Origin of the sequence: Sandarakinorhabdus oryzae (assembly GCF_009733735.1) — a bacterium.
Classification (GTDB): Bacteria; Pseudomonadota; Alphaproteobacteria; order Sphingomonadales; family Sphingomonadaceae; genus Sandarakinorhabdus; species Sandarakinorhabdus oryzae.
Map to the genome: position 1 here is coordinate 1 of NZ_WNJP01000245.1, position 3125 is coordinate 3125.

Below are 3125 nucleotides of genomic sequence, written 5' to 3' on the forward strand. Positions count from 1 at the left end.
AGCGCCGGCGACAGCCACACCGCATCGCCCTGCCACGTCGGCCGGCTGCCCACCCCGGACTGGCCGGCGCGCGACAGACCAACCAGCCCCGGCGTCACGCGCATCGCGCGCAGCGGATCAAGGCCGATCAATGTGAAGCGGCCGCCTTTTGCTCGCGACCCCGGCCGCGCCAGCCGGCCCCAGCTCGCCGGCAGCTCCACCACCGGGCTGATCGCCTCGACCTGGCGCAACTGCGCCAGCTTCGGATAGAGCCCTTCGTCCAGCCCCGCCGCCGATCGGCTGCGCACTGCAACATCGGCCCGCCCCTGCACGCTGGCGACGGCGCGGCCGAAACTCGCCAGCGCCGCGCTGTTGACCATGTGCACGGCAAAGCCCAGCGCCACGCCCACCGCAATCGCCAGCACCGCCAGGCCCATGCGCACCGGATGCGCGCGCCATTCGCCGGCGATGAGCCAGCGCGTTGGCGTCCAGCTCTGCATCAGGCCGGAACGAGGCCGCTGGCCGACAGGCGCAGCACGCGATCGGCGGCCGCGGCGACCATCTCGCTGTGGGTGACGATCAGCACGGCGGCCCGCCGCTCGCGCGCCTGGGCCAGCAAGAGATCAAGGATGCGCGCCGCCGTTTCGGGATCGAGATTGCCGGTTGGCTCGTCGGCCAGCACCAGGCCAGGCTGGTGCACGAGCGCGCGGGCGATGGCCACCCGCTGCAACTCCCCGCCCGACAGCACGGCCGGCCAGTCGCCACCGCGACCTGCAAGCCCGACCGCGGCCAGCATCGCCTCGGCCCGGTCAAGCGCATCGGCAGCGTTCATGCCGGCCAGCAGGCAGGGCAGCGCCACGTTGCGCGCCAGGCTGAGGTGCGGCAGCACGTGAAAGGCCTGGAACACGAACCCCAGCGCCGAGGCGCGCAGCCTCGCCCGTTCCGGCTCGGCAAGCGTTGCCACCGGCCGGCCGCCGATCAGCACTTCGCCAGCGTCGGCCGCGTCCAGGCCGGCAATCACGTTGAGCAGGGTGGATTTGCCCACCCCGGATTCACCGGTGATCGCCACCACGTCGCCCGGCGCCAGCGCCAGGGTCACGCCTGAAAACAGGGTGCGCCGGCCGCCACCGGCAAGCGGCACGGCACGCGCCAGGCCGGTGGCTGCCAGCACGGGGGCAGCCACCGCCGGTCCGGCGGAGGGCGTGTCGGGTCGCATGGCTTGGCTTTAGCCCAGTCAGTCAGGGCCGAGGGTGTGGCGAGTTGCCCTCCCTGGCCCCTATTTGGCGAACAGATTTTCCGGATGGCGCATTGCCTTGAATTCCAGCGCGTTGCCGGCCGGATCAAACAGGAAGAAGGTGCCCTGCTCGCCCGGCTTGCCGGCAAAGCGCACGTGCGGCTCCATTTCGAAAGCGAGGCCGGCATGGCGGATGCGCGCGGCCAGCGCCTCCCAGCCGGCCCAATCCAGCACCAGCCCGAAATGCGGCACCGGCACGCTGTCGCCATCAACCGGGTTGCGGTGGATGGCCGATTTCGGCGCCTTGTGCACCACCAGCTGATGGCCGTGGAAATCGAAATCGATCCACGTTTCCGACGATCGGCCTTCGGGGCAGCCCAGCACCGCGCCATAGAATTGCCGGGCGGCAGACAGGTCATCAACCGGGATGGCGAGGTGGAAAGGGCTCAAGCTGGGGCTCCATGGTTGGCGGCAATCTGGTGGGCGCGGGCCAGCATCTGGCGACTGGCCAGCACGGCCGGCGCGCCTTCGGTGGCGAGCAACGGGTGATCGGCCGGCAGTGGCGGCGGCAGCGGGCAGGCAATCGGGCCCACACTGGTGATATCGCCGTCATGCGCCGGATCGAGCAGCCAGTTCATGACGCTCAAGAGCCGCGTGGTGACGCCCAGCGCTTCCATCGACACCGCCAGCGCCGGCTCCGGCGCCAGTTCCTCGCGCCACAACCGGCCCGGCCCGTCGAACCAGCGCCGGGCGGCTTCGGAGGTGGCAATGGTGTCGTGATAGAGCGCGTCGAGCAGCCCGCGCAACGGCACGGCGCGGCGGCGCTGGCGGCCTCTTGATTCCGGATCAAGGCTACCCAGATTGGCGTTGCCGACGCCGCCAGAAGGGGCGTCAGCGCCTCCCGCGCCATCCTGGGCGGGATCATCGGCAACATTGCTTGAAGAGGATTTTGCCATGCGTGGATTTGATATCTCTCCCTTGCTGCGTTCGTCCATCGGATTCGAGAATCTGAACCGGCTGGTCGAACTGGCCGGGCGTGTCGACACCGGCGACGCCTATCCCCCCTACAATATCGAAAAGCTTGGCGACGGCGCCTATCGCATCCAGATGGCGGTGGCTGGCTTTGCCCGCAACGAGCTGGACATCACCGTGCAGGAAAACACGCTGATCGTTGCCGGCCAGGCCGCCACGGATGCGGACGGCAAGGAACGCCTGTTCCTGCACCGCGGCATTGCCAAGCGCAGCTTTGAACGCCGCTTCCAGCTGGCCGACACCATCAAGGTGACCGGCGCCGGTTTCGAGAACGGCCTGCTCAACATCGAGCTGGTGCGCGAGATTCCGGAGCACAAGAAGCCGCGCAAGGTGGACATCGCGCCGGCCGTTGACGCCCTGCCGACCGCGACCACCACGGCGCTCGCGGCCGAGTAATCAACCGCGAAGGACCTTCCGGCGCTCGACGTGGAACCGCTTGAGTTCCTCGGCGGGCGCCGGCCAGTCCGGATTGGCGCGGGCCGCGGCGCCATAATCTTCCATTGCCTCTTTCAACCGCCCCGCCACTTCCAGGGCCTGGGCCCGGGCGAAATAGGCCCGCGCCGGGTCCTTCGGGCCCAGATCGATGCCATGGCTGATCAGGGCCACGGCCTCATCCTGTCGGCCCGGCAGGCGCGTCAGTGCCACTCCCTTGTTGATCCAGGCTTCGGCCAGCGCCGGCGCCGCCTGGATGGCGAGATCGAAATCCTGCGCCGCCTTCTCGGCCTTGCCGGCCTGCAGCAAGGCGATGCCGCGATTGAGCAGCATGGCCAGGCGCACCGGCAGGGCGATGCCGGGCTGGCGGATGGCCTGGTCGCAGCGGCGCAACTGGCCGCGCGAGGGCGGGCTGGCTTCAGCGGCCTCGCGGCACGGGCGGGCGATG

Annotated in this window: 5 protein-coding genes and 1 pseudogene; 1 reads left to right on the forward strand and 5 read right to left on the reverse strand. The window is 69.9% G+C overall.

The genetic code is table 11. The features are described from left to right. The 4 genes and pseudogenes from GJ693_RS14970 to GJ693_RS14985 all read right to left on the reverse strand — a co-directional run. Nucleotides 1–479: pseudogene (locus tag GJ693_RS14970) on the reverse strand (hypothetical protein); the annotation flags it as partial. Then, complete coding sequence (locus GJ693_RS14975; protein WP_156257058.1) at nucleotides 479–1195, reverse strand: ABC transporter ATP-binding protein; 717 nt, start codon at nucleotides 1193–1195, stop codon at nucleotides 479–481. The gene GJ693_RS14975 and the pseudogene GJ693_RS14970, both read right to left, overlap by 1 nt. A gap of 60 nt (nucleotides 1196–1255) precedes the next feature. Beyond that, complete coding sequence (locus GJ693_RS14980) at nucleotides 1256–1663, reverse strand: VOC family protein (RefSeq protein ID WP_156257059.1); 408 nt, start codon at nucleotides 1661–1663, stop codon at nucleotides 1256–1258. Further along, nucleotides 1660–2169, reverse strand: a complete 510-nt coding sequence (locus tag GJ693_RS14985) for a DUF1465 family protein (RefSeq protein WP_197042246.1) — start codon at nucleotides 2167–2169, stop codon at nucleotides 1660–1662. The genes GJ693_RS14980 and GJ693_RS14985 overlap by 4 nt, the downstream gene beginning before the upstream one ends. Here GJ693_RS14985 and GJ693_RS14990 point away from each other — a divergent pair. Then, nucleotides 2168–2641 (forward strand): Hsp20 family protein, encoded by a 474-nt coding sequence (locus tag GJ693_RS14990; RefSeq protein WP_156257061.1) that lies wholly within the window; start codon nucleotides 2168–2170, stop codon nucleotides 2639–2641. The genes GJ693_RS14985 and GJ693_RS14990 overlap by 2 nt on opposite strands. Here GJ693_RS14990 and GJ693_RS14995 read toward each other — a convergent pair. Continuing rightward, a partial coding sequence (locus tag GJ693_RS14995; protein WP_156257062.1) for a tetratricopeptide repeat protein occupies nucleotides 2642–3125 on the reverse strand: 484 nt, incomplete at its 5' end.

Excerpts from the sequence above, each read along its gene's own strand:
- GJ693_RS14975 (WP_156257058.1), bottom strand. The coding sequence starts at position 1,195 with ATGCGACCCGACACGCCCTCCGCCGGACCGGCGGTGGCTGCCCCCGTG.
- GJ693_RS14990 (WP_156257061.1), top strand. The coding sequence starts at position 2,168 with ATGCGTGGATTTGATATCTCTCCCTTGCTGCGTTCGTCCATCGGATTC.
- GJ693_RS14985 (WP_197042246.1), bottom strand. The coding sequence starts at position 2,169 with ATGGCAAAATCCTCTTCAAGCAATGTTGCCGATGATCCCGCCCAGGAT.